Annotated in this window: 1 protein-coding gene; it reads left to right on the plus strand. The window is 65.9% G+C overall.

The features are described 5' to 3' along the window. A partial coding sequence (locus AAEZ10_RS27810) for an aconitase family protein (RefSeq protein ID WP_350571904.1) occupies window positions 1-232 on the plus strand: 232 nt, incomplete at both ends.

Raw genomic sequence — 232 nt, forward strand, 5'->3', positions numbered from 1 at the left:
GTCTGGACCCGGGACGAGAACGGCGAAACCTATGCCTACCCGGATACCCTGGTCGGCACCGACTCGCACACCACCATGATCAATGGCCTCGGCGTGCTGGGCTGGGGTGTCGGCGGCATCGAGGCCGAGGCGGCAATGCTCGGCCAGCCGGTGTCGATGCTGATCCCGGAAGTGATCGGCTTCCGCCTGACCGGCAAGCTCAATGAAGGTGTCACCGCCACCGACCTGGTGC

The sequence above is a fragment of the Pseudomonas sp. H26/SER47-MNA-CIBAN-0231 genome (assembly GCF_040310465.1).
In the GTDB taxonomy this organism is placed as follows: domain Bacteria; phylum Pseudomonadota; class Gammaproteobacteria; order Pseudomonadales; family Pseudomonadaceae; genus Aquipseudomonas; species Aquipseudomonas atacamensis.